We start from the raw sequence: 23,188 nt of genomic DNA on the forward strand, positions 1-23,188 counted from the left end.
GCCGGTCGAACCGACAGGAGTGCATCCGATGACCTTCCCCAGCGGCGGGCCTGGCTACCCCCAGCAGGGTGGCGGCCAGCAGCCCCCCGGTCCCCCGTCCAGTGGCTTCCCGGCGCAGCAGTCCCACGCGCACCCGGCGCCGTCGGGCTCCGGCGGCCTGCCGCAGAACCTGCCGCTGCTGCTCGCCCTGGTCGTCACCGGCCTCAGCCTCGTGCAGTACTTCCTCGGGTTCGTCGACACCGGCGAAGTCGGCCTCGGCGGGGTCTTCCTGCTCGGTGGCGGTCTGCTCGCCGCGCTCCAGGTGCTGCCGAAGGGGCCGCGGACGCTGCCGTTCGCGGCGCTGTTCAGCGTGCTCGGCACGCTCGACGTCCTGGACACGCTGATCGGTCTGCAGACGACGCCCGGGGTCGTCATCGTCATCCTGATCCTGGCGTTCCTGCAGGCGGCGGCCGCGGTCGGCGCGCTGCTCATCGAGCACGGCGTGATCAAGCCGCCGTCGCCGAAGCCCGCCGCGCCCGCCTACGGCGGTCAGCAGCAGTTCAACCAGCCCGGCCAGCAGCAGCAGTACGGCCAGCCGGGTCAGCAGTTCGGTCAGCCGGGGCACGGCCCGGGCCCGGTCGCCCAGGCCGGGGAGCCGTCGGCGCCGTTCTCGCAGCCGGGCCAGTACGGCTCGCCGAACCCGCCGTCGACCACGCCGCCGCCGGGGCAGCAGGCCACGACCTACGCCCCGCAGCAGGGCTCGTTCTTCCAGCAGCCGCCGTCGGACAACCCGGGCACTCCGCCCGGTGGCTTCGGCAAGTCGAACTGACGCAGTCCCGGAACACCCGCTGTGACGCAGAGTGTCACGGCGGGTGTTCTGCACTCCGGGGGTTACTCGACCGGGTGGGTTAGCTTCCCCACGTCGGACGGCGGCGGCGTGGCTCACTCGGACGGACCAGCCCGGATGTCAGGGTGCGGATCATGGACCTGCTCACCGACGCCCGCGAGGAGCCGGTGAGCGACCTCGATCCCGACGTCGGGCTCTCCCGGGCGGCGCGGGTGCGGGTGTTGCTCGCCGCCGCTCTCGGCCCGCTGGTCACCGGCTACGCCGCCGTCGCGACCGTGCTGACCCTGGTCGCGCTCACCGCCGACCGCACCGTCTTCTCCGGCACTGGCGTGCTGCTGGCCGCCGGCCCCGGCTGGCTCGCCGCGCACCAGGTCCGCCTCGGCTTCGGCGGTCACCCGCTCGGCGTGCTGCCGCTGCTGCCGACGCTCGGCGCCGCCCTGCTCGCCGCGCGCACCGCGACCGGCGCCGCCCAGCGCCTCGGCTGCCGCTCGGTCCGCGACGCGCTCCCCGTGCTGCTCACGATCGCCGGCGCGCACGCCGTGTTCGGCCTGGTCGTCGCGCTCGGCACGCGCGGCTCGCCGGTGACGGCGAACCCGCTGGCGGCCTTCTTCGTGCCCGGGCTGCTCGCCGCGGCCGCCGCGTTCGTGGGCGTCACCCGGTCCTGCGGGCTGCCGGACGTCGTCGCGGACCGCCTCGACCCCCTCGCCCTGCGCGGGCTCCGGGCCGGCGCGCTGGGCTTCGCGGTGCTCGTGGCCTGCGGTGCCCTCGTGTTCACCGTCGCGACCGCGGTGTCCTGGGCGACCGTGTCCGACATCTACGAGCCCGCCTTCGGCACCAGCTTCGGGCTCTTCCTGCTGTCGGTGCTGTACCTCCCGAACGCCGTCGCCGCCGCGCTGTCCTTCGTCACCGGGCCCGGGTTCTCGATCGGCGACCTGAACGTCGGGATGTTCGGCTACCGCGGCGGCGCCGTGCCCGGCGTCCCCCTGCTCGGCGGCCTGCCCGAGCACCACGCGGCCTGGTGGCCCGCCCTGCTGGTACTGCCCGCGGCGACCGGCGCGCTGGTCGGCTGGTCGCTGCGCAAGGTCGACGCCGACCCGGCGCAGCGCATCCGCGCGGTCGCGGTGGCCGGCGCGGTCGTCGCGCTCGGCTGCGTCCTGCTCGGCACGCTGTCCGGCGGGCGGCTCGGCGACGGCCCGTTCGACCCGGTGAGCGTGCCGGTGGGCGTCGCGTCCGTCGTCGCGTTCTGCTGGATCGTCATCCCGGGTTCGTTCGTCGCCTTCTTCACCGGCGAGCACGAGCCGCCCGCGCCGCCGCCGGAAGCGCTCGAAGACAACGAAGCCTTCGAGGACGCCGACGAGGTCGACACCGAAGCGGCCGCCGAAGCCGTGGAGGAACTGGAAGCGTCCGATCCGTCCGATCCGTCCGATGGGGACGATGAAGAAGCCGCCGAAGACGCGGAGTTCGAGGCGGAAGCCGACGCCGAACTCGGCCTCGACGACGAGCCGGCCGAGGACGAAGCTGTGACCGGAGGCACCGAGACCTGCGGCGACGTCGAGCCGGACGAGACCGACCGTTAGGGTTGACGCGACCTGGTGAAGCGCCGTGCGCACCGGCTGCGCACCGCCCGCGGCAAGGAGCCCGCTCTGTCTCAACGGTTGGAGCTGCCCACTCCGGTGAAGCTCGTCGTCCTCGCGTCGGGCTCCGGCACCCTCCTGCAGGCGGTGCTGGACGCCACCGGGCGGTCCGGCTTCCCGGCCAAGGTCGTCGCCGTCGGCGCCGACCGCACCGGCATCGAAGCCCTCACCCGCGCCGAGCGCCTCAGCGTCCCGTCGTTCACCGTCCGCGTCGCCGACCACCCCGACCGGGCCGCCTGGGACAAGGCGCTGACCGAGGCCGTCGCGGCGTACCAGCCCGACCTCGTCGTCTCCGCCGGGTTCATGAAGATCCTCGGCGAACAGTTCCTCGGCCGCTTCACGGTGGTCAACACACACCCGGCGCTGCTCCCGTCGTTCCCCGGCATGCACGCGGTCCGCGACGCGCTGGAGGCCGGGGTCAAGGTCACCGGCTCGACCGTGCACTTCGCGGACGCCGGGGTCGACACCGGGCCGATCATCGCCCAGGAAGCCGTCGTCGTGGAGTACGACGACACCGAAGACGTCCTGCACGAACGGATCAAGGCCGTCGAACGCAGGCTGCTGGTGGAAACGATCGAGCGACTCGGCCGCGGTGGCTGCACCGTGGACGGACGAAAGGTGACATTTCGTGAGCACTGACCTGGGACGGCGCCCGGTCCGCCGGGCGCTGATCGGCGTCTCGGACAAGGCGGGCCTCCTGGACCTCGCGACCGGCCTGCACGCGGCCGGCGTCGAGATCGTCTCCACCGGCGGCACGGCGAAGGTCATCGCCGACGCGGGGGTCCCGGTCACGCCGGTCGAAGACGTCACCGGCTTCCCCGAGTCGCTGGACGGGCGCGTCAAGACGCTGCACCCGCGCGTGCACGCCGGCCTGCTGGCCGACCAGGGCAACCCCGACCACGTCGAGCAGCTGCGCACGCTCGGCATCGCGGCGTTCGACCTGCTCGTGGTCAACCTGTACCCGTTCGCGCAGACCGTCGCGTCCGGCGCGAGCGCCGAGGACTGCGTCGAGAACATCGACATCGGCGGCCCGGCCATGGTCCGCGCGGCGGCGAAGAACCACGGCAGCGTCGCGGTCGTCGTCGACCCGGCCCGCTATGGCTGGGTCATCGAGCGCGTCGCCGACGGCGGCTTCGACTTCGAGGACCGCAAGCGGCTCGCGGCCCGGGCGTACGCGCACACGGCGGCGTACGACACGGCCGTCGCTTCGTGGTTCGCCAGCGCGTACGCGCCCGACGAGGACACCGTCGACGCCGGCTTCCCGGACTTCCTCGGCGCCACCTGGGAACGCGCCGACGTCCTGCGCTACGGCGAGAACCCGCACCAGAAGGCCGCGCTGTACAAGAGCCAGAACCCCGGCCTGGCGCACGCCGAGCAGCTGCACGGCAAGGCCATGTCCTACAACAACTACGTCGACACCGACGCCGCCCGCCGCGCCGCGTACGACTTCGCCGAGCCCGGCGTCGCGATCATCAAGCACGCCAACCCGTGCGGCATCGCGGTCGGCGTGGACGTCGCCGAGGCGCACCGCAAGGCGCACGCCTGCGACCCGGTTTCGGCCTACGGCGGCGTCATCGCGACGAACCGGCCGGTCAGCCGCGAGGCCGCCGAGCAGATCGCCGAAGTCTTCACCGAGGTCGTGCTGGCGCCGGACTTCGACGCCGAAGCCCTGGAGATCCTGCAGCGCAAGAAGAACATCCGCCTGCTGAAGCTGCCGGCGGCCCCGGCGTTCCCGGTCGAATTCCGCCCGATCTCCGGCGGCGTCCTGCTGCAGACGGTCGACGCGATCGACGCTTCCGGCGACGACCCGGCGAACTGGACGCTCGCCACCGGCGCCGCGGCCGACGAGAACACCCTGCGCGACCTCGAGTTCGCGTGGCGCTCGCTGCGCGCGGTCAAGTCGAACGCGATCCTGCTGGCCGCCGACGGCGCGACCGTCGGCGTCGGCATGGGCCAGGTCAACCGCGTCGACTCCTCGCGGCTCGCGGTCTCGCGGGCGGGCGACCGGGCCAAGGGCTCGGTCGGCGCGTCGGACGCCTTCTTCCCGTTCCCGGACGGCCTGGAGGTGCTGGTCGAGGCGGGCGTCCGCGCGATCGTGCAGCCCGGCGGCTCGGTCCGCGACGCCGAGGTCATCGCGGCCGCGGAGAAGGCGGGCGTCACCATGTACCTGACGGGGACGCGCCACTTCGCGCACTGACCGCTTTCGGGGGCTCCGGGTGGCGGAGCCCCCGGCCCCGGGGCGAAGCCCCGGATGTCACTGACCCCGCGCTTCGAGAGGGAGGGCTCGATGCAGCAACCGCCGCCGTACGGACAGGGTCAGCAGGGGTACCCGGGCCAGCAGCCCGGGTACCCGGGCTACCCGCCGCAGCAGGGGTATCCGCAGGGTTACCCGGGTTATCCGCCGCCCGGGTACGGCCCGCCGGTGCCGCCGCCGAAGAAGAAGCGCACCGGGCTGGTCCTGGGGATCGTCGGCGGCGTCGTCGTGCTGCTCGGCGCGGGCATCCCGCTCGGCATCTTCGCGAGCGACTACTTCGCGAGCACGGGCAAGGCGCCCAGCTCGGTGCCGCCCGCCGCGGAGTGCTCGATCCCGGCGCAGGTGCTGGAACAGGCCGGGTTCCCGAGCTACGTCGGCGGCAACCCGGGCAGCAGCGAAACGTTGCCGGGCTTGAAGCAGATCGGCTGCGGCTTCAAGCCGGGGCCGGACGAGAACGTCCGGGACGCCACCCTGAACGTCCGCGTCGTCGAGTACTCCGGCGAAGACGCGGAGGAGCAGGCCAAGGACAACTTCATGACGACGAAGCCGGAAGTGCCGCCGATCGACGTGCCCGGCATCGGCGACAAGGCGGCGCTGGTCCGGCTGATCACCAAGAGCGCGTTCAGCGGCGCCGAGCTGCACGTGCTCTCGGGCGCGAACCTCGTCACGGTCGAGGTTTCGGGCTGGGACAAGGGGTTCTTCTCGAACTCGCCGATGCCGCAGGAGGAGTCCGACGCGACCGTGAAGGCGATCGGCGCCGAGGTCGTCAAGAAGCTGCCGCGTTAGGCGGGCGCGGGCAGCGCCTTGCAGAGCGCGACCGGGAACTTCGGCTCGGCCGCCCGGATTTCCGCGCAGCCCGCGGACTTGGTCTGCGCGAACGACGTCCAGCCGCCGTCGCCCCAGCGGAACGCGGTGCGGGACGGGGCTTCGGTCTGGCGCACCAGGAGGTCGACGACCAGCCAGGCCGGGTCGCAGGCGCGGGTGGTCCCGGCGCTTTCGGCGCCCGCGGCGGACACCGCGGCGCCGATCCACGCGGGGTCGCAGTGGTCGGCGGGCGGGGCGCAGGTGCCCTGGCGGTCGCAGTGGCCCCAGCCGGCGCCGAGCTTGTGCCAGGCGTTGCCGGTGTCGGCGTTGAGGATCACGGTCCGGTCCGCGACCGGCGCGGAGGTGGTGAGCCGCAGCTCGGCGGGCACCTTGTCCTGGCAGCCGCCCGCCGCGGGCCGGGTCGAGTAGACGACGTCGGCGCGGATGTCGGTCTTCGCCTCGACGAGCTGCTCGATCCGCGGCTCCCGGACGCAGCCGGGGTCCTTGCCGGGCAGCGCCACCTGCACGAACAGGGTGGTCTCGTCCGGTCCGGGGCGGATCCCGGTGACGTCGGCGCGGAACGACCGCCACTCCGCGCCCATGGTCGTCGGCCCGGGGGCCGCGGCCGTCGCCCCGGGTACCCCGCCGCCGGCGGTCAGCACAACGGTGAGCACCGCTCCCGCCGCGACGAGCGCGCCGGCGATCCACAGGACCGGCCGTCTCCGCCGTTCGGTCATCGCCCACCCCCCAAGTCCACCGGGCAATCTAGCCGACCCGGCGGCGCCCGGTGGCCGGACCGGGCTATTGGCGGTCCTTCGCCAGGTACACGGCGCCGGCGATGTGGCCGCCGGCTTCGGGTGCGTCGGTCAGCTGGTAGCCCGCCCGCTGGTACATCCTGATGTTGCGGGCGCTGCGGGCCCCGGTGAAGAGGGCGAACCGGCGCGCCTCGGCGGGCGCCTGCGCTTCGGCGTGGGCGAGCAGGCGGCGACCGAGCCCGCGGCCGGCGAAGTCCGGCGCGACCATCAGCCTGCCGAGCTCCCAGGTGCCCGCTTCGAGCCGGGCGCGGACGGCGCCGATCAGGCGGTGGCCGTCCCGCAGGACCCACACGGACCAGGTCTTGGTCCAGTCGCGCACGTCTTCGAGCGATTCGTGCAGCGCGGGGATGTCGAGGGTGTCGTTCAGGAGGGCTTCCTGGACCCAGCAGCAGCGTTGCAGGACCAGCAGTTCCGGGACGTCTTCGGGCCGGGCGTCGGTGAGCTCCACGCGGGTCTGTCTAGTTGTTCCGCCGGGACCCGGGCAACTGGTTTGTGTGCCGCTTTCGAGTGACTTGACAGGGTGTCGGGTTCGCGGTTTCATGGTTCATGTCGAACACGTGTTCGACGTAGTGCCGCCGCCTTCCCCGCGGCGAACCAGTGCCGTCGGTCGTGTTTTGGGAGAGGCCCGACCGCCGGCCCAGTCCGTGGTGGGGAGGTGCGTGCGGTGACCGCTGTGGTGGAGCCGCCGGTGGCCCGGCTGGCGGCCCTGCCCGGGGTCAGCACGGCGAGCCGGGTGGCGGCCCAGGCCGAGCGTGCGCGGGCGACGGGAAGGGTGCTCCCGGTCGCCCCGGCACTGGCCGGGCTGCTGCCCGCCGCCGGGCTCCGGCGCGGGAGCACGGTGGCGGTCCACGGCTCGACCTCGCTGCTGCTCGCCCTCCTCGCCCCGGCCACGGCGGCGGGTTCGTGGGCGGCGGTGGTCGGCATGCCGTCCCTGGGCCTGGCGGCAGCGGCCGAGTACGGAGCCGACCTGACCCGGCTGGCACTGGTTCCCCGCCCGGGCGCGGAGTTCCCCGGGGTGGTGGCGGCCCTGCTCGACGGCGTGGACGTGGTGGCGGTCCATTCGGAGACGGTCCAGCCCTCGGTGGCCCGACGCCTGTCGGCCCGCGCCCGCCATCGCGGAGCGGTGCTGCTGACGTCGGGGGCGTGGCCGGGAGCGGACGTCGAGCTGTCCTGCCGCCGCGAGGCGTGGACGGGCCCGGAAAACGGCTACGGTCACCTGCGCGACCGCCGGGTACTGGTCCGAGCCCACGGCCGCGGCTCGGCGGCCCGCCCGGTGTCGGCGGAGCTGTCGTTGCCCGGCCCGGAGGGCGGGGCGACCCCAGCGGTGCCCGCGGCGCAGCTCGGCGACGAGGCGACGGCATGAGCGTTGCCTCACGTCCGATGCGGACGGCCTTGCCCGAGTGGCGGCCCTCGTTCGGCTGCGATGCTTCGCGGTGGTGTGCCGCCAGCTCGCGGTTGTCTTCGGCGCCCTCCGCGTACCGGTCCTTCGGCGGGGCCGTGGTCGCGGCCCCGTGTGACGTCGCTGTTCGTGGACGATCCGCACACCGGTCCTTCGGCGGGGAACGGTTCCGTGCGGTGCCGGGCAGGCGGGCCATGGTCGTGTGCGGTACCGCTGCTCGGAGACCCTTCATGAACCGGTCCTCCAGTGGCGTCCGCCTCGGTGTGAGCCGAGCCAGTGGGCAGGCGGCCGCATGACCGTTCCCGCACAGCGCGGCACCCCCGACACCGCCACCCGGATGCTCGTCCTCTGGTGCCCGGACTGGCCCGCGGTCGCCGCCGCGGCCGTCGCGGGGACCGCCGTGACCGAACCCGCCGCCGTCTTCAGTGCGAACCGGGTTGTCGCCTGCAACGCCGTCGCGCGCCGGAGCCGGGTTCGGCGGGGGATGCGGCGGCGGGAGGCGCAGTCGAACTGCCCCGAGCTCGTCGTCTTCGCCGCGGACGACGGTCGCGACGCGCGGCTCTTCGAGGCCGTCGCGCGGGCGGTCGAGGCGCTCGTCGTCGGTGTCGAGGTCGTGCGGCCGGGGCTCGTCGCGGTCCCCGTCGACGGCGCCGCTCCCTACTTCGGCGGCGAACACGCGCTCGTCGAGCGGCTCGTCGACGAGGTCTCGGCCGCGGCCGGCGTCGAATGCCAGGTCGGGATCGCCGAGGGGCTCTTCGCCGCGACGCTCGCCGCCCGCTGCGGGGAGTTCGTCGAACCCGGGCGCGTCGCCGAGTTCCTCGCGCCGCTGCCCGTCACCGAGCTCGACCAGCCCGGCGCCGACCGCGCCGAACTCGTCGACCTCCTGCGCCGCCTCGGGCTGAAGACCCTCGGCGCGTTCGCCGAACTGCCGGAACGCGACGTCGCCAACCGGTTCGGCACGGCCGGGCTGCTCGCCCACCGGCTGGCGCGCGGCCGCTCCGAACGGCCGCCGCTGCGCCGCCGTCCGCCGCCGGAGCTGACTCTGACCGAGGAGTTCGACCCGGTCGTCGAGCGCGTCGACGTCGCCGCGTTCCTCGCCAAGGGCCTCGCGACGCGGTTCTGCGCGGGCCTCGCCGGGCGCGGCCTGGCCTGCACGCGCCTCGGCATCTACGCGGTCACCGAAGAAGGCGAACACCTCGGCCGCGTGTGGCGCTGCGCCGAACCGCTGACCCCGGCGGGCGTCGCCGACCGCGTGCGCTGGCAGTTCGAGGGCTGGCTGCGCGCGGCACCGGGTCAGCGCCCGACGTCCGGCGTGGTGCGGCTGCGGCTCGAACCGGAGGAGACGGTCGAAGGCCGGTCGCTGCAGCTCGACCTGTGGCAGAACGGCGGCTCCGAGGAGGAGGACGAGCGCGCGGCCCGCGCGTTCGTCCGGGTCCAAAGCCTCCTGGGCCCCGAAGCCGTGCTCACCCCGCTGCTCGACGGCGGCCGCGATCCCGCGGGCCGCGTCCGCTTGGTGCCGTGGGGCGACCCACGCGAGCGCACACACCCCCCGGACGCGACCTGGCCGGGCCGGCTGCCCTCCCCATCCCCGGCGACGGTCCTGGACCGGCCGGTCCCCGCCCAGGTCTTCGACGCCGACGGCCGCGGCGTCGGACTCACACCCCGCGACCAGCTCACGGCACCCCCCAGCGGCCTGACGATCGCCGGCGGCCGGCGCCGGAACGTCGTGGGCTGGGCGGGCCCGTGGCCGCTGACCCCGGATCGCCACCGCCCGGGCCCCCGCCGAGCCCGGCTCCAGCTGGTGCTCGCCGGCGAGGGCGACGAGCCACCCGAGGCGGTGCTGGTGCACTGCGCGGGCACGGAAAATCCACTGTGGACGGTCGAGGGAGTGTACGACTGAGCATGGACGAGGACTACGCACGACGCCTGCGCGACTGGCTGCGAGCCGAACCCGAAGCGGCACCCCACCAGTGGCTGCGGGAAATCCCGGCCCCGGAGGAGCCCGCCGAACCGGACCCGGCGCACCGCTGGTCGGTGCGCGGCCAGCTGCCGCCCGTCGATCCGATGGTCGACAAATCGACAGGCGACGAAGCGGAAGGCTTGGCGGTGGTGATCCCGCTGCCGCGCCCCTCGCGGGAAAACGGCTGCCGTCTGAGCGGTCCGGTCCGCCGAACCCGCCGCGAGCACGCCACCGATTCGCGCGACTTCGGCCGGGTGGGCGAAGTCGAGGCTGAGCCACACCGCCGCGAGCAGGGCACCGAGTCACAGCGCGCTCGGCCGATGAGCGAGGCCGAAGCCCGCAGCCGCTGGAACCACCCGTCGAACGCAGTGCGCCGCGAGGAAGCCGCCCGAAACGAAGCCGCCGAGCCGCGGGGTCCCGCGGGCGCGGCGGAGGCGCGCGGCGGTTGGGGCCACCTGTCCAACGGCCACCACCGCGAGGATGCCGCCGAGCCGCGGGGGCGAATGGGCGAGGCGGAGGCTCGCAGCCGCTGGAACCACCCGTCCAACGGCCACCACCGCGAGGATGCCGCCGAGCCGCGCGGCCGAACGAGCGAGGCCGAGGCCCACCGCCGCTGGAACCACCCGTCGAACGCGCCGCACCGCGAGGAAGCCACCGACCACCGTGGCGAAGCCGCCCGAACCGAACCCGTCGAGCCGCGCGGTCCCATGAGCGAAGCCGAAGCACGCAGCCGCTGGAACCACCCCGCCAACTGGCACCGCCGCCGCCGCGCTGCTGCCGCCGATCAGGAGCGGCGGCGGCAGGATGAGCCCGGGAGCCACTGATGGGCTGGAACAACCCGCCCGTCCGCTGGAAGGACCTCGCCCGCACCCTCGCCGGCGACCTCCCGCCCGGTGACCACGGGGACAGTCCCGCCTGGGGCCGCCACCGCGAGGGCTACCAGCGCCCCCAAGACCTCCCCGCGCGCGGCACCGACGACGGCGGCGAGGCCGTCCGCGTGCCCTACGCCGAACTGCACTGCCACTCCAACTTCAGCTTCCTCGACGGTGCCAGCCATCCCGAGGAGCTCGTCGAGGAAGCCGCGCGCCTCGAGCTCGATGCCATCGCCCTCACCGATCACGACGGGATGTACGGCGTCGTCCGGTTCGCCGAAGCCGCGCGGGAACTGGGCGTCAACACCGTCTTCGGCACCGAGCTCAGCTTCGGGCTGCGGAACCCGCAGAACGGCGTTCCCGATCCCGAAGGCGAGCACCTCCTCCTGCTCGCCCGCGGCGACCAGGGCTACCGGGCCCTCTGCCGCGCCATCACCGCCGGGCAGATCCACGCCGAGGCCGAGAAGGGCAAGCCGCGTTACGACCTCGGTGCGGTCGCCGAAGAGGTCGCCGGGCAGTGCGTCGTGCTGACCGGGTGCCGCAAGGGGGCCGTGCGGTCGGCGCTCGTCACGCACGGTCCGGCGGCCGCAGCCGAAAAACTCCGGGAACTCGTCGACCGGTTCGGTCGCGACCACGTCTACGTCGAGCTCACCGACCACCGCCAGCCGCTGGACAGCACGCACAACGACCTCCTCGCCGAGCTCGCCGGGGAACTGGACCTGCCGACCGTCGCCACCACCGCCGCGCACTACGCCCGGCCCGAGCGGGCGCCGCTGGCCGACGCGCTCGCCGCGATCCGGGCGCGGCGGGGCATCGACGAGCTCGAAGGGTGGCTGCCCGCCGCCGGCACGGCGTTCCTGCGCAGCGGCGCCGAAATGGACGCCCTGTTTCGCCGCTACCCGGGCGCGGTGCGGCGCAGTGCGTTGCTGGGCATGGAATGCGCGTTCCCGCTGAAGCTGCTCGCCCCGAAGCTGCCGCCCTTCGACGTCCCCGAGGGCCGGACCGAAAAGACGTACCTGCGCGAGCTGACGTGGAAAGGCGCGGAGGAACGCTACGGCGGCAAAGCCCACGAAGAAAAGGCGAAGGCCCAGATCAAGCACGAACTGCAGATCATCGAGGAGCTCGGCTTCCCCGGGTACTTCCTCATCGTCTGGGACATCGTGCGGTTCTGCCGCGACAACGACATCCTCTGCCAGGGCCGCGGCTCGGCGGCGAACTCGGCCGTGTGCTACGCGCTCGGCATCACGAAGGTCGACTCCGTCGCCTACGAACTCCTCTTCGAGCGCTTCCTCGCCCCGGACCGCGACGGCTACCCCGACATCGACCTCGACATCGAGTCCGACCGCCGCGAGGAAGCCATCCAGTACGTCTTCGCCAAGCACGGCCGGCTGCGCACCGCCCAGGTCGCGAACGTGATCACCTACCGCGCCCGGTCCGCGGTCCGCGACGCCGCGCGGGCGCTGGGCTATTCACCGGGCCAGCAGGACGCCTGGAGCAAGCAGATCGACCGCTGGGGTTCGCTGCGCAGCACCGAAAAGGACCACGACCACGACATCCCGGACGAGGTCGTGCAGCTGGCCTTCGCGCTCGAGGACTTCCCGCGCCACCTGGGCATCCACTCCGGCGGGATGGTGATGTGCCAGGAGCCGGTGAGCCAGGTCGTGCCGGTCGAGTGGGCGCGGATGGCCGACCGCAGCGTCATCCAGTGGGAGAAGGAGGACTGCGCCGCCGCCGGGCTGGTCAAGTTCGACCTGCTCGGCCTCGGCATGCTCTCCGCGCTGCACTACATGATCGACCTCGTCCAGGAGTACAAGGGCGAGCGCGTCGACCTCGCCGAGCTGGACCTCGCCGACGAGAAGATCTACGAAATGCTGTGCCGCGCCGACGCGATCGGCGTCTTCCAGGTCGAAAGCCGGGCGCAGCTGGCGACCTTGCCGCGCCTGCGGCCCACGGAGTTCTACGACCTCGCCGTCGAGGTGGCGCTGATCCGGCCCGGCCCGATCCAGGGCGGCTCGGTGCACCCGTACATCCGCCGCAAGCAGGGGCGCGAGAAGTGGAGCTACGACCACCCGCTGCTGGAGAAGGCGCTGCACAAGACCAAGGGCGTGCCGCTGTTCCAGGAACAGATGATGCAGATCGCGCTCGACGTCGCGAACTTCACCGCGGCGGAGGCCGACCAGCTGCGGCACGCGATGGGCTCGAAGCGCTCGGACCGCAAGATGGACCGGCTGCGGCAGCGGTTCCTCGAGGGCGCCGCCGCGAACGGCGTCGACGACGAGCTCGCGCAGAAGATCTTCCTGAAGCTGAAGGCGTTCGCGAACTTCGGCTTCCCGGAGAGCCACGCGCTGAGCTTCGCGCACCTGGTGTTTTCCAGCGCCTACTTCAAGCTCTACCACCCGGACGCGTTCCTGGCGGGCCTCCTGCGCGCGCAACCGATGGGGTTCTACTCGCCGCAGTCGCTGGTCGCCGACGCGCGGCGCCACGGCGTCACCGTGCACGGCCCGGACATCAACCGCAGCCTGCCGCACGCGACGCTGGAACCGTTGCCGGACGGGGGAAAGCTGCACGCGGTCCGGACCGGGCTGAGCACCGTGCGGAAGATCGGCGAAGACGTCGCGAAGCGGATCGCGGCCGAGCGGACGGAAAACGGCGAGTACCGCGACCTGGCCGACGTCGCCCGCCGCGTGCGGCTGACCACCCCGCAGATCGAGGCGCTGGCCACGGCCGGCGCGTTCGCGGGGTTCGGCGGCGACCGCCGCCAGGCGCTGTGGACCGCGGGCGCGGTCGCCGGCGAACGGCCGGAGAAGCTGCCCGGCCTGGTCGGCACGCGGGCCCCGGTGCTGCCGGGCATGGACGGCCTCGACCTCGCGGCGGCGGACGTCTGGGCGACCGGCGTGTCCCCGGACAGCTACCCGACCGAGTTCGTCCGCGATCACCTCGACGAGCTCGGCGTCGTCCCGGCGAACGGCCTGGCGGCCCTCGACGACGGCGCCCGCGTCCTGATCGGCGGCGCGGTGACCCACCGCCAGCGCCCGGCGACCGCGGGCGGGGTCACCTTCCTCAACATCGAGGACGAAACGGGGATGGTGAACGTGATCTGCACGCTCGGCCTCTGGCAGCGCTACCACCGCGTGGCGCGCAGCAGCCCCGCGCTGCTGATCCGCGGCGTGGTGGAGAAGGCCGACGGCGTGGTGAGCGTCCTCGCCGACCGCGTCGAGCCGCTGCAGCTGCGGATCAAGGCGAAGTCCCGCGACTTCCGGTGAGTCAGGGCCGCCGGACGATGGTGATGATCTCCGGACCGGCCGGGCGGCGGTCCCAGTGGCCGTACTGCTCGTCGACCACCAGCCCGGCCTCCGCGATGAACTCGCCCAGCGAGGGGACGTCGAGGAACCGCAACGTGCTTTCGCTGTACTGCGGCGCGTCCCAGGCCGGGCTCTCGTACGTCGTCGTGAAGCTGACGTACCCGTTCTCGAACGGCCCCGCCTCGTTCCACGACCGGACCGTGATCCCGTCGGCCGTGACCACTTCGGACGCGTTGGCGGACGTCCACCGATCCCAGCCGCGAGCCGCCGGGTCGCGGGTGTCGAACCCGAAGCGGCCGCCGGGTTTCAGCGCGCGTCGGATCGCCGCGAACGCCGTCCGCAGCTCGGCGTCGGTCAGCAGGACCTGGAACGCGTGGCCGGTCATCACGGCGAAGTCGAACTCGCTGTCCCAGGTGGCGGTCGACAAATCGCCCAGCACCCACTCGACGTCGTCGCGACGGTGGGCTTGCGCGAGCATGCCCTCGGCCGGGTCGAGGCCGACCAGGCGCCCCTGGTGCCCGGATTCGCGAGCCCAGTGCAGCAGTGAGCCGGTGCCGCAGCCGACGTCCAGCACCGAGTTCGCCGCCATGATCATCGGCAGGTAGAACTCGAAGTCGCCGGAGATTTCGCGCGGGTTGAAAGCGTCGTAGAGCGCTGCGAGGCCGGGGTCGACGTAGTCGTGGTCGGGCACGCCGCCACCGTAGTGACCGGCGCGGCGAAGCTCACCCGGTTTTCGGGGCCAGCCCGAGCAGTTCCGGTCGCGCGGCCAGCTCCCGCCAGTGCGCCGCCGGGTCGCTCACCAGCCGCCGCCGGTCGAGGTCGAGCAGGCCCGACACCGACGACACCGAAGCCACCAAAGTGCCGTCCGGGGCGTGGAACTCCTGCGTCACCCGCGAAGTCTTCCCCGCGCCCCACTCGAACGAGCAGCTGACCGTCACCTCACCGCCCGGGACGAGCTCGTGGTGGAACCGCACCGTCGTCTCCAGGTTGACCGGGCCGATCCGGCGCGCGGCCAGCTCCGCCAGGTCGATCCCCGCCGCCTGCACGCACGACCAGCGCGCGTGATCGGCGTACGCCAGGTAGGCCGGGCCGCGGACGTGGCCGTTGGCGTCGATGTCGTCACAGCGCACGGGAATCGTCACCTGGAAAGCCATGCCCCGGATCCTGGCCCGGCGCCGCGGCGGGCGTCTGGAACTTTTCGGCCACCCGGACGAGCGCGGCGGGCGAAGAACCCGACAGGCGGCGGCAGTCGCGGCCGAGGTGGGACTGGTCGGCGTAGCCGAGGTCCGCCGCGACGCCCGCCAGCGACGCCCGCTGGACCGCCAACGGCTCGAGCCGGCGCAGGAACCGCTGGAACCGCCGGATCCGGTGCACCTGCTTGGGCCCGGCGCCGACCGCGTGCGCGAAGTGCCGCCGCAGCGCGCGTTCGCTCACGCCCAGTTCGGCGGCGACGTCGGTGGCGCGCACGGCGGGACGGCCCAGCGCGTGGATCGCGGCCAGCACCCGGCGGTCCGGCGCCGCACCCCGGCCGGCGACGAGTGCTTCGAGGATTTCGCGCTGGGCCACCGGATCGGCGGTCGCGGCGAGGGCGCCTTCGGCACGGCGGGCCGGCGCGCCCCAGAGGTCGCTCAGCCGGGTCGTGCCCGCGGGCAGCTCCGGCATCGGCGTGCCGAGGACCGCCGCCGCGGCGCCGCAGCGCAGCCGGACGCCGACGCGGGTTCCCGCCGCCGGGAGCCACAGCCGCAGCGGGACGCCGACGGTGACGGCCACCGTGAGCGCGTCGCCGTCCCAGACCCGGTCCGCGCAGCCGTCGGGGAGGACGCGCAGCGGCCGCGCCCAGCCGGTGCGCCCGTGCCAGCCGCAGACCAGCACGTCGGCGAGCGCGGCCGGTGGGGCGACTTCGCGGTACACCGACCGTGCCCCGGCCACGGCCAGCGGCCGCAGGGGAACTCCCATGAAGCCCAGTATGCAGCGGCCGGGAGCTGTCCTAATTCGGCACTAGCGTGCCCAGCACCCGACCGAGGAGGAAAACCATGGCCAGCCCCGTTCCCGCCGGCTACACGACCGTCACCCCGTGGATCATCGGCCGCGACACCGCGGCGCTGCTCGACTTCCTGAAGCGGGCCTTCGACGCCGAGGAACTCGGCCGGGTCGTCGGCGACGACGGGAAGATCGGGCACTCCGAGGTCCGCATCGGCGACGCCGTCGTGATGGCGTTCGACGCACCCGCCGACTGGGCCGAGACCCCGGCCTTCCTGCGGCTCTACGTGCCCGACAGCGAGGAAACCCAGCGCCGCGCCATCGCCGCGGGCGCCACCGAGGTGACGCGTCAGACGGTGCTCTTCTTCGGCGACCGCGTCGGCCGCGTCCGGGATCCGTTCGGCAACCTGTGGTGGATCCAGACTCGGCTCGAGGACCTCGACGAAGCCGAGATGGCGCGTCGCGCTCAGCTGTCAGAGCACATCGAGGCCATGGCGTACGTCCAGGGTGCGAAGCTCTGACGGCCGGCGCGTGTGAAACCCTGGGCCGGTGCTGGAGACCGGGGAGGACTACCGCGAAGCGGTGTTGTCGGGTCAGTGGTGGGAAAAGCGCCGGTTCACCGGCTGCGACTTCACCGGGGCGGACCTCAGCGGGCTGCGGACCCGCGGCTGCACCTTCGACGACTGCGTGTTCAGCCGGGCCGACCTGTCGCGCTCGCGCCACGACGCGTCGGCGTTCCGCTCGTGCACCTTCGAGCGCACGGTGCTCGCCGAAAGCCGCTGGACTTCGTGCTCGCTGCTGGGCACTTCGTTCACTGACAGCGGGTTCGGCGGGATCGCGCTGACCGAATGCGACCTGTCGCTGGCCTCGCTCGCGAAGGCGCGGCTGCGCAAGCTCGGGCTGTCGGGGCTGCGGCTGCGGGAAGCGAACCTGACCGAGGCCGACCTGTCGGGCGCCGACCTCCGCGGCAGCGACCTGACCGGCGCCCGCTTGCAGGGCGCGAAGTTCGACGGCGCCGACCTGCGCGGTGCGCGCCTCGACGCGAACGCCCTCGTCCAAGCCGACCTGCGGGGCGCCGACGTCGACGTCGAGACGGCGCTCGCCTTCGCCGCCGCCCACGGCCTCGTCATCCGCTGAACGCGCTGAAGGCCACCATCAGGGCACGGGATGCGCTGATGGTGGCCTTCAGCCGCGACTACGTCAGTCGACCGGGGGTTCGCCCGGGTCGAGTTCGATCAGGTCGCCCTCGGCGAGGAGCTCCTCGATCGACGCCGGGAGCAGGTACGCCGACCCGCCGCCGGGCTGGTTGAACCACGGGATCGCGACGCCGGCGAGCGCCTCCAGCGGCCGCTGCACCCGGTAGACGTGGTACGGGCGGTTGACCCACTCCGGCACCAGCGACCGCTCGGCGAACGGCGTGCCCGCCGCGTACGTCAGATTGCCGGTCGGGCCGCCGAAGCGGTCCAGCTCGCTGCCCGCGGGCAGCTCGCGCAGCTCCTTGCCGCGGAACAGCGTCAGCGGCGGCTCACCGGCCATCGGCCCGATCGGCCACTGCTGCTGACCGCCGCCACCACCGCCGTTGACGGCCGGGCGAGCGGGTTCCTGGCGCGGCGGCACCGGCGGCTGGACCGGCGGGACACCCGGCGGCACCGGGGCCAGGACGGTCGGCGCCGACGGCGGTTCACGCCGCGGCGGCGCGGGCGGCGGGGCGACCTGCTGCTGCGCCATCGGCGGCGGCCCGGCCGGCACCGGCGCCGGCGGGACGGGCTGGCGCGGCGGGGCCGGCGGCTCGTCGTCTTCGAGGTCGCCGAACAGCTCCTCGGCGCTGGTGAACGCCGTCTGCTCCTGCGGGGGCACCGGTTCGGGCTTGCGGACCGGGTACGAGCCGGTCGCGACCTCGGGCGACAGCGTCGCGACGACCCGCTGCGGCGCCGGTTCCGGCTCGGGCTCGGGTTCGGGCTCCGGTGCGGGCGGCTCCTCGGCCGGCACGTGGCCTTCCGGGTTGAGCAGCAGCTTGCCGAGCATGAACGCGGCCGCGTCCTCGGCGTCGCCGAACACCGCGGGGTTGCTGAGCTTGCCGTCGTACCAGCCGACGCGCCAGCCGTCGTCGACCTCTTCGACGCTCCAGCCGTGCTCGGCGGGCTCACCCAGCTTGTAGCCGCTCTCGGGCACGTCGAGCTCGTCGAGCTTGGCCTGCAGCCCGGCGAGCACCGGGTGGTCCGGGGTCTCCCGGCGCAGCGCCCGGCGGCCCGGCCGGGGCGCGGCAGCGGCCGGCTCCGCCTGGGCGGCGGGCTGCGGGGCCGGCGGTTCCGGCACCGGCAGGACGCCGGGGATCTCGGGCTGGGTGATCATGGTCGGCGGGCCCGGGTCGAACGCGGGCTGCTCCTCCCGCCGCGGCGGGAGGCCGGGCTGGAAGGAGTGCGCGGCCTCGTCCTCGTGCCGAGCCTGACCGGGCTGGAAGGAATGTGCGGCTTCGTCCTCGTGCCGGGCTTGGCCGGGTGTGAAGGAGTGCGCGGCTTCGTCCTCGTGACGCCGGCCGGGTTCGTCCTCGTGCCGGGCCTGGCCGGGCGCGAAGGCGTGGGCGGGTTCCTCGTCGTGGTGCGGCTCGTCCTCGTCGTGGGCCTGGAACGGCGACTCCTGGCCGGACTGGAAGGCTTCGTCGTCGCCGGGCTGGAACGGCGGCTCTTCGCCGTGCCGTGCTTGCCCCGTTGCGAAGGCGTGCGAGGACTCGTCGTCGTGGCGCGCCGGGAAGCCCGTGGGCTCCTCGTCGTGCCGCGGCGGCTGGAACGCGGCGCGCGCTTCCTCGTCGTGCCGGGACGCCTGGCCGGCGTCGAACGCGTGCCCGGCCTCGTCCTCGGCCGCCTCCGCGGGCGCACCGGACCGGAACGCGGCGTGCTCGCCGTCCCGCGGCTCCTGCTCGTGCCCGATCGGCTGGTCGGGCACGTACTCCGCGGTCTCGTCGAGGTCGGGCACCCGGCCCGGCTCCGGCGACGAGCCGTTCGTCCCGGCGTGCTCGGCCTGCTGGTCGTACTCGTCTTCGGCGTACTGGTCGTCCTCGGCGAAGCGGTCGTCGAACTCCTGGTCGTCGTAGCCGTCCTCGGCGTACTGACCCTCTTCGGCGTACTCGTGCTCCTCGGCCGGGGCCTCCGGCTCGACCGGCGCGTGCGCCGCGAGCGGAGCCTCCACCGGCGCGGGCGGCTGGGGCGGCACGACCGGCGGCGGGACGGCCGCGGCGGGCGGCGGGCCCGCGGGAGCCTGCTGCTGCGGGGGCGGCCCCTGCGGCGGCGGGCCCTGGGGCGGCGGCCCGGCCGGGCGCTGCTGCGGCGGGGGCGGCGGCTGGTTCCCCCGCGTGAGGTAGCCCGCGGCGGCCTGCAACGTCGGCTCGTCGACCGGCGGCAGCTTGAACCCGACCGCGCGGACGTGCTCGACGAGGTCCGGTTCGGGCGAAACGCCGTACTTGTGCAAGTAGAAGTTGACGGCGGCGGGCCAGATCCACTGGCCGTCGCTGTGGAAGGCGACCGGGACGGTGGCCTCCGGAGTCGCGGCGAGCCGGTCGATGTCGTACCCGCGCTCGGGCACCACCAGCGGCGCGCGCTCGAGGTACTCCAGCAGCCGGTCCTGCTCGTCGACCTCGAGGTCGGGCCGGTTGATGACCGGACGGCCGGCCGGGCCGACGGTGTCGAAGATCCGGGCGATCCGGAAGTGCGGCCCCGGCTGCTCCGGGCCGAGCCCGGACATCCGCCGGATCAGCCACTCGGGCACGTTGTCCTCGGTGCGCGGGAACATCCGCAGCTCGTCCGAGTAGGCCTGCGGCGGCGGCGCGAGGTTCCACACCGGTTCGTCGCGGTTGTACTCGAGGTTGTAGCTGGACGGGTGGTCGAGCTGGTAGCGCGCGTTGAACCAGGTGCCGCGGCCGTCGCGGTACATGCCGCCGCGGAGCCTGCCGAAGAGCGTGGCGATGTCGTGGGTGGCGAGCCACTCGTGGACCGTCCCGTCTTCGGTGACGATCTCGCCGGTCAGCTCGTGGTACCTCCCGACGGCTCGGTACTCCGCGGTGACCTTGCGCCAGTCGCGCGGGGCGGCACGCAGCAGGGCAAGTCCGATCTGCTTGACCAGGGTGTCCTGCTCGGTCGCGTTCAGCTGCGTCGTCGGTTGTGCCACGGGGACATTTTGACTGTTCGCGCGCGCGTGTGCACCCCGCATGTGGGTTTTGCCGCTCGGCGACCCGGCGGCACCCGGTCTGACCTCGCGTGATGCGAAGTGCGGTAGATCACAGCTTGATCGCGGCGAGCGTCGCGAATGGACCGTGTGGGGTAGCGGCCAGTCTACGGGCAGCGACCACGCGCGCCTGGAAGCGACGCGCGGGGGTCGCTTTGCCAGAATGGGCGGCGTGACGGCGAAGATTCTCGACGGCAAGGCCACCAAGAACGCCATTTTCGCGGAGCTCGAACCCCGCGTCGCGGCTCTGGCCGCGAAGGGGGTGACGCCGGGCCTGGGCACCGTCCTGGTCGGCGACGACCCGGGGTCGCACTCGTACGTGCGGATGAAGCACGCCGACAGCGGCAAGATCGGGATCAACTCGATCCGCCGCGACCTGCCCGCGGACATCACCCAGGAGAAGCTCGAAGCCGTCGTCGACGAGCTGAACGCCGACCCGGCGTGCCACGGCTACATCGTCCAGCTGCCGCTGCCGAAGCACCTCGACGCGAACCGCGTGCTCGAGCGGATCGACCCGGAGAAGGACGCCGACGGTCTCGCGCCGGTCAGCCTGGGCCGTCTGGTGCTGGGCCAGCAGGGCGCGCTGCCGTGCACGCCGTACGGGATCATCGAGCTGCTCAAGCGCCACGGCGTCGAGCTGAACGGCGCCCAGGTCGCCGTGGTCGGCCGCGGCATCACCGTCGGCCGCACGCTCGGCCTGCTGCTGACCCGCCGCAGCGAGAACGCCACCGTCACCCTGTGCCACACCGGCACCCGCGACCTCGCCGCCGAGGTCCGCCGCGCCGACGTCGTGATCGCCGCGGCCGGGGTGCCGGGCATCATCACGCCGGACATGGTCGCGCCGGGCGCCGCGGTGCTCGACGTCGGCGTGTCCCACGTGGACGGCAAGCTCACCGGCGATGTTCACCCGGACGTGGCCGAGGTGGCCGGCTGGCTTTCGCCGAACCCCGGCGGGGTCGGCCCGATGACCCGGGCGATGCTCGTCAGCAACGTCGTCGAAGCGGCGGAGCGCTCGCTCCAAGGCCGATGACGATGACCGAAGACCGGCGGGACATCGGCGACCGCCGGGGCAGGCAGGCCCGCTTCACGCAGCTGCCGTTCGCGCTGGTGCTGCTGGTGGTCGCCGTCGCCGTGCTGCGGATCGTCCAGTACCACTGGCGGGAGGGTGCGGCGCTGATCGGCGTCGCGCTCCTCCTCGCCGGGGTGCTGCGGGCGGTGCTCCCGGCCGCCAGGGCGGGCCTGCTCGCGATCCGCGGCCGGGTCGTGGACGTCGTGACCTACACCGGCCTGGCGGCCGCGGTGCTGTACGTGGCCTTGACGATCATCGGCGGCCCGTTCGCGTCGTCCTAAGACGCCAAAAGCGCCACTTTCATAGGGAAAGTGGCGCTTTTGGGAGTCGCTGTCAGGAAGCGAGGGCGAGTTCGCGGCGTTCGGCCTTCGCCTCGCGCCGGTCCAAAGTGCCCGAGACGATCGCCAGCGACAGGCCGAAGACCGCCAGGAGCGCGCCGACCCAGTTCGGGGCGACCAGGCCGAGGCCGCCCGCGATCACCAGGCCGCCGAGGTACGCGCCGATCGAGTTGGCGATGTTGAACGCGGACTGGACGGCGGCCGACACCAGGGACGGTGTGCCGCCCGCCTTCTCCATGATCCGCGCCTGCATCATCGGGCCGATCATGAACCCGGCGACGCCGACGAAGAAGATCGTGATCGCGGCGCCGACCTTGCCCTGCGCGGTGATCGTGAAGATGCCCAGCACGCAGGCCAGCGACAGCAGCGCGGCGTACAGGCCCGGCATCAGCGCGCGGTCGGCCAGCCGGCCGCCGAGCAGGTTGCCGATCGTCATGCCGACGCCCGCCAGGGACAGCAGCAGCGTGACGTTCGACGGCGAGTAGCCGGCGACGTCGGTCAGCATCGGCGTGATGTAGGACAGGCACGCGAACACGCCGCCGAGCCCGAACGTGACGATCGCCAGCGCGAGGTGCACCTGGGGCCGCTTGAACGCGCCGAGCTCACCGCGCAGCGACGCGTCGGCGGGCTTGCCCTGGTGCGGGACGAGCTTCGCGATGGCGGCGACGGCCACCAGTCCGATCACGGCGACGACGCCGAACGTGGCGCGCCAGCCGACCTGCTGGCCCAGCAGCGTGCCGAGCGGTACGCCGATGACGTTCGCCAGGGTCAGGCCGAGGAACATCATCGACACGGCCTTGGCGCGCTGGCCGGGTCCGACCAAACTGGATGCGACGACCGCGCCCGCGCCGAAGAACGCGCCGTGCGGCAGGCCGGCGAGGAACCGGAACGCGACGCCGAACTCCTGGTTGGGGGAGAGCGCGAAGAGGGCGTTGCCCAGGGTGAACAGGCCCATCATGGCCAACAGCATGGTCTTGCGCGGCAGCCGGACGGCGGCCGCGGTGAGCAGGGGGGCGCCGATGACGACGCCGAGGGCGTAACCGGAGATGAGGTAGCCGGCGGTCGGGATGTCGACGCCGAAGTCGGCGGCCGCCTGGGGCAGCACGCCCATCATGACGAACTCGGTGGTCCCGATGCCGAAAGCTCCGATGGCGAGCGCGAGCAGCGCGACGGGCACGGCACTCCTTCCAGGGTGAGAAATCGATTTCTTAGCCGATGTCTGGATCGGTTCAGTTCGGGGGCATTAAGAAAGGCAGTCATCCGGCCCCAGCGCCGTGAGCTGCCTACGGACAGTCCAACAAGCGAGGGGGGTCGTTGTCATCCCGATATCGGGTGACGATCCACACCGTAACGCCGGTGATCAGCGCGGGGCGGCCAGAACCCCGTCGAGCAGACCCGGGAACAGGGCGTTCAGGTCGTTGCGGCGCAACGAGTTGAACCGGGTTGTGCCTTCCTGGCGACCGGCCACGACCCCGGCCTGGCGCAGGATGCTCAGGTGGTGGGTGATTGTGGACTTGGTCACCGGCACGGTCAGCCCGCCGCACGCGATCTCGTGGTCCGCGGCCGCGAGCTGCCGCACGATCGCCAGCCGCACCGGGTCGGCGAGGGCGCGGAGCACGCCTTCGACGGTGATCTCGTCCCGCTCGGGGTGGACGAGCGGCGGCAGGGTGACGGACTTGGCCATGCGGCCATTGTACGACGCCGATCGAAATTGCCG

21 protein-coding genes are annotated in these 23,188 nt (G+C 73.4%); 13 read left to right on the forward strand and 8 right to left on the reverse strand.

The features are described from left to right. Positions 1–28 precede the first annotated feature (28 nt). The 5 genes from AB5J73_RS16250 to AB5J73_RS16270 all read left to right on the forward strand — a co-directional run bounded on the left by AB5J73_RS16250 (position 29) and on the right by AB5J73_RS16270 (position 5,500). Positions 29–808, forward strand: a complete 780-nt coding sequence (locus tag AB5J73_RS16250) for a DUF5336 domain-containing protein (protein WP_370970501.1) — start codon at positions 29–31, stop codon at positions 806–808. A 143-nt stretch (positions 809–951) separates the two neighbouring features. After that, positions 952–2,403: a DUF6350 family protein gene (locus tag AB5J73_RS16255; protein ID WP_370970502.1), complete on the forward strand. Its 1,452-nt coding sequence runs from the start codon at positions 952–954 to the stop codon at positions 2,401–2,403. Positions 2,404–2,481: 78 nt separating this feature from the next. Then, the gene (gene purN, locus AB5J73_RS16260) at positions 2,482–3,099 is read left to right on the forward strand and encodes a phosphoribosylglycinamide formyltransferase (RefSeq protein WP_370973184.1); all 618 of its coding nucleotides are present in this window, start codon (positions 2,482–2,484) and stop codon (positions 3,097–3,099) included. Continuing rightward, a complete protein-coding gene (purH, locus tag AB5J73_RS16265) occupies positions 3,089–4,657 on the forward strand; it encodes a bifunctional phosphoribosylaminoimidazolecarboxamide formyltransferase/IMP cyclohydrolase (RefSeq protein ID WP_370970503.1) in 1,569 nt (522 codons plus the stop codon). The genes purN and purH overlap by 11 nt, the downstream gene beginning before the upstream one ends. Positions 4,658–4,747: 90 nt before the next feature. Beyond that, positions 4,748–5,500, forward strand: a complete 753-nt coding sequence (locus AB5J73_RS16270; protein WP_370970504.1) for a hypothetical protein — start codon at positions 4,748–4,750, stop codon at positions 5,498–5,500. On the opposite strand, the gene AB5J73_RS16275 is transcribed toward AB5J73_RS16270, so the two are convergent. Then, complete coding sequence (locus tag AB5J73_RS16275; protein ID WP_370970505.1) at positions 5,497–6,255, reverse strand: hypothetical protein; 759 nt, start codon at positions 6,253–6,255, stop codon at positions 5,497–5,499. The two genes, AB5J73_RS16270 and AB5J73_RS16275, sit on opposite strands and share 4 nt — an antisense overlap. A gap of 64 nt (positions 6,256–6,319) precedes the next feature. After that, the gene (locus AB5J73_RS16280) at positions 6,320–6,781 is read right to left on the reverse strand and encodes a GNAT family N-acetyltransferase (RefSeq protein ID WP_370970506.1); all 462 of its coding nucleotides are present in this window, start codon (positions 6,779–6,781) and stop codon (positions 6,320–6,322) included. A gap of 216 nt (positions 6,782–6,997) precedes the next feature. Between AB5J73_RS16280 and AB5J73_RS16285 the strand changes: the two genes are divergently transcribed. The 4 genes from AB5J73_RS16285 (at position 6,998) to AB5J73_RS16300 (ending at position 13,827) form a co-directional block, all read left to right on the forward strand. Next, positions 6,998–7,696, forward strand: coding sequence for a hypothetical protein (locus tag AB5J73_RS16285; RefSeq protein WP_370970507.1), 699 nt, complete (start codon positions 6,998–7,000; stop codon positions 7,694–7,696). Between the two features lie 373 nt (positions 7,697–8,069). Then, positions 8,070–9,632, forward strand: a complete 1,563-nt coding sequence (locus AB5J73_RS16290; RefSeq protein ID WP_370973187.1) for a DNA polymerase Y family protein — start codon at positions 8,070–8,072, stop codon at positions 9,630–9,632. A 2-nt stretch (positions 9,633–9,634) separates the two neighbouring features. After that, positions 9,635–10,516, forward strand: a complete 882-nt coding sequence (locus tag AB5J73_RS16295; RefSeq protein WP_370970508.1) for a hypothetical protein — start codon at positions 9,635–9,637, stop codon at positions 10,514–10,516. Then, positions 10,516–13,827, forward strand: coding sequence for an error-prone DNA polymerase (locus AB5J73_RS16300; RefSeq protein WP_370970509.1), 3,312 nt, complete (start codon positions 10,516–10,518; stop codon positions 13,825–13,827). Before AB5J73_RS16295 ends, AB5J73_RS16300 begins: the two co-directional genes overlap by 1 nt. A gap of 1 nt (position 13,828) precedes the next feature. Here AB5J73_RS16300 and AB5J73_RS16305 read toward each other — a convergent pair whose 3' ends face one another. Genes AB5J73_RS16305 through AB5J73_RS16315 form a run of 3 tightly spaced genes read right to left on the reverse strand, consistent with a single transcriptional unit; the run spans position 13,829 to position 15,822 of the window. Beyond that, positions 13,829–14,557 (reverse strand): trans-aconitate 2-methyltransferase, encoded by a 729-nt coding sequence (locus AB5J73_RS16305; RefSeq protein ID WP_370970510.1) that lies wholly within the window; start codon positions 14,555–14,557, stop codon positions 13,829–13,831. Between the two features lie 31 nt (positions 14,558–14,588). After that, positions 14,589–15,020: an acyl-CoA thioesterase gene (locus AB5J73_RS16310; RefSeq protein WP_370970511.1), complete on the reverse strand. Its 432-nt coding sequence runs from the start codon at positions 15,018–15,020 to the stop codon at positions 14,589–14,591. Further along, positions 14,986–15,822: a helix-turn-helix domain-containing protein gene (locus AB5J73_RS16315; protein WP_370970512.1), complete on the reverse strand. Its 837-nt coding sequence runs from the start codon at positions 15,820–15,822 to the stop codon at positions 14,986–14,988. The genes AB5J73_RS16310 and AB5J73_RS16315 overlap by 35 nt, the downstream gene beginning before the upstream one ends. A 77-nt stretch (positions 15,823–15,899) precedes the next feature. Between AB5J73_RS16315 and AB5J73_RS16320 the strand changes: the two genes are divergently transcribed. Next, complete coding sequence (locus AB5J73_RS16320; RefSeq protein ID WP_370970513.1) at positions 15,900–16,367, forward strand: VOC family protein; 468 nt, start codon at positions 15,900–15,902, stop codon at positions 16,365–16,367. 28 nt (positions 16,368–16,395) lie between these two features. Next, positions 16,396–16,983: a pentapeptide repeat-containing protein gene (locus tag AB5J73_RS16325; protein WP_370970514.1), complete on the forward strand. Its 588-nt coding sequence runs from the start codon at positions 16,396–16,398 to the stop codon at positions 16,981–16,983. 63 nt (positions 16,984–17,046) lie between these two features. On the opposite strand, the gene AB5J73_RS16330 is transcribed toward AB5J73_RS16325, so the two are convergent. Then, entirely contained in the window at positions 17,047–20,007 is a 2,961-nt protein-coding gene (locus tag AB5J73_RS16330; RefSeq protein WP_370970515.1) for a TNT domain-containing protein, read from the reverse strand. 229 nt (positions 20,008–20,236) lie between these two features. Between AB5J73_RS16330 and AB5J73_RS16335 the strand changes: the two genes are divergently transcribed. Beyond that, the gene (locus tag AB5J73_RS16335; protein WP_370970516.1) at positions 20,237–21,094 is read left to right on the forward strand and encodes a bifunctional methylenetetrahydrofolate dehydrogenase/methenyltetrahydrofolate cyclohydrolase; all 858 of its coding nucleotides are present in this window, start codon (positions 20,237–20,239) and stop codon (positions 21,092–21,094) included. Next, positions 21,091–21,414 carry a DUF3017 domain-containing protein gene (locus tag AB5J73_RS16340; protein WP_370970517.1) on the forward strand — a complete coding sequence of 108 codons (324 nt, stop codon included), beginning with the start codon at positions 21,091–21,093 and terminating at the stop codon, positions 21,412–21,414. The genes AB5J73_RS16335 and AB5J73_RS16340 overlap by 4 nt, the downstream gene beginning before the upstream one ends. A 52-nt stretch (positions 21,415–21,466) precedes the next feature. Here AB5J73_RS16340 and AB5J73_RS16345 read toward each other — a convergent pair whose 3' ends face one another. Together AB5J73_RS16345 and AB5J73_RS16350 are read right to left on the reverse strand one after the other, a co-directional pair. Beyond that, positions 21,467–22,648, reverse strand: coding sequence for an MFS transporter (locus AB5J73_RS16345; RefSeq protein WP_370970518.1), 1,182 nt, complete (start codon positions 22,646–22,648; stop codon positions 21,467–21,469). A gap of 183 nt (positions 22,649–22,831) precedes the next feature. Next, the gene (locus AB5J73_RS16350) at positions 22,832–23,155 is read right to left on the reverse strand and encodes an ArsR/SmtB family transcription factor (protein ID WP_370970519.1); all 324 of its coding nucleotides are present in this window, start codon (positions 23,153–23,155) and stop codon (positions 22,832–22,834) included. Positions 23,156–23,188: the final 33 nt, after the last annotated feature.

This window comes from Amycolatopsis sp. cg9 (genome assembly GCF_041346945.1).
GTDB lineage: Bacteria > Actinomycetota > Actinomycetes > Mycobacteriales > Pseudonocardiaceae > Amycolatopsis.

Bases quoted from the DNA above. Each gene is read 5' to 3' on its own strand.
- AB5J73_RS16250 (WP_370970501.1), top strand. From the start codon at position 29: ATGACCTTCCCCAGCGGCGGGCCTGGCTACCCCCAGCAGGGTGGCGGC.
- AB5J73_RS16270 (WP_370970504.1), top strand. From the start codon at position 4,748: ATGCAGCAACCGCCGCCGTACGGACAGGGTCAGCAGGGGTACCCGGGC.
- AB5J73_RS16300 (WP_370970509.1), top strand. From the start codon at position 10,516: ATGGGCTGGAACAACCCGCCCGTCCGCTGGAAGGACCTCGCCCGCACC.
- AB5J73_RS16350 (WP_370970519.1), bottom strand. From the start codon at position 23,155: ATGGCCAAGTCCGTCACCCTGCCGCCGCTCGTCCACCCCGAGCGGGAC.
- AB5J73_RS16310 (WP_370970511.1), bottom strand. From the start codon at position 15,020: ATGGCTTTCCAGGTGACGATTCCCGTGCGCTGTGACGACATCGACGCC.
- AB5J73_RS16295 (WP_370970508.1), top strand. From the start codon at position 9,635: ATGGACGAGGACTACGCACGACGCCTGCGCGACTGGCTGCGAGCCGAA.
- AB5J73_RS16315 (WP_370970512.1), bottom strand. From the start codon at position 15,822: ATGGGAGTTCCCCTGCGGCCGCTGGCCGTGGCCGGGGCACGGTCGGTG.
- AB5J73_RS16320 (WP_370970513.1), top strand. From the start codon at position 15,900: ATGGCCAGCCCCGTTCCCGCCGGCTACACGACCGTCACCCCGTGGATC.
- AB5J73_RS16340 (WP_370970517.1), top strand. From the start codon at position 21,091: ATGACGATGACCGAAGACCGGCGGGACATCGGCGACCGCCGGGGCAGG.
- AB5J73_RS16275 (WP_370970505.1), bottom strand. From the start codon at position 6,255: ATGACCGAACGGCGGAGACGGCCGGTCCTGTGGATCGCCGGCGCGCTC.
- AB5J73_RS16290 (WP_370973187.1), top strand. From the start codon at position 8,070: ATGCTCGTCCTCTGGTGCCCGGACTGGCCCGCGGTCGCCGCCGCGGCC.